We start from the raw sequence: 770 nt of genomic DNA on the forward strand, positions 1-770 counted from the left end.
AAAGGGAACGTCAAGCAGCAACTCGGGTATATCGGGCGATACATGAGAAGACCAGCGATAGCGGTTAGCCGGATCGAAGCGTATGACGGAGAAAAGGTGACATTTCGTTACCGGGATAAGAATGACGGGGAAGAGAAGACCGAGACGATTTCGGTAGAAGAATTTATGGGTAGACTTGTGCGGCATATTCCGGATGAAAACTTCAAAACGATCCGTTACTACGGGGTTTATTCGCGGCGGATCAAGAGCCTGTGCAAGAAGTTAGTCAGTGAGTGGCAAAAAGCCGCGAGAAGATGGATTGTCAAGGCAAAGCGGATATTAAAACGCAGAACGTGGAGTGAACGGATCAAGGAGCAGACGGGGAAGCCGCCATGTTGCCCAAAATGCGAAAGTTATTACGAATACAAGGGAGAAGCCTGCCTTGAGGATGGGAAGTTGAAGGTGAAGTACGCGGTGTGCTCCACCTCAAAGGCATGTCTGGAGAGGATGATTCGGGATGTCGCCGGTGTCAAAGAAACGAAAGGTAGCGAAGAAAAAGAAAAAGCCGCAAAGCGGGCTGCATAGCAAAGCGAAAGTAACCTACATTTGTCTTCAATGTCATACAACAGAAGAGATTCCGCTGAATGTCGTTCGAAATTTCGATGCGATGGATGATGGAGATCCAACAGTACCTCCGCAATTCCGCTGCGAAGAATGTGGAGGAGGCATGTACCCGGAATATTACGAGGGAATTCATGGTTACGAGTACAGGATTAGTGATGTAAGAAAAT

The 770-nt window shown here is 47.9% G+C and carries 2 protein-coding genes; both read left to right on the plus strand.

From position 1 onward, the window contains the following. The coding region (locus POTG_RS22580; RefSeq protein WP_036646825.1) for a transposase at window positions 1-564 on the plus strand (564 nt) is incomplete at its 5' end. Next, the coding region (locus tag POTG_RS25065; protein ID WP_176222492.1) for a hypothetical protein at window positions 506-770 on the plus strand (265 nt) is incomplete at its 3' end. The genes POTG_RS22580 and POTG_RS25065, both read left to right, overlap by 59 nt.

It is taken from the genome of Paenibacillus sp. oral taxon 786 str. D14, from assembly GCF_000159955.1.
In the GTDB taxonomy this organism is placed as follows: Bacteria; Bacillota; Bacilli; order Paenibacillales; family Paenibacillaceae; genus Fontibacillus; species Fontibacillus phoenicis.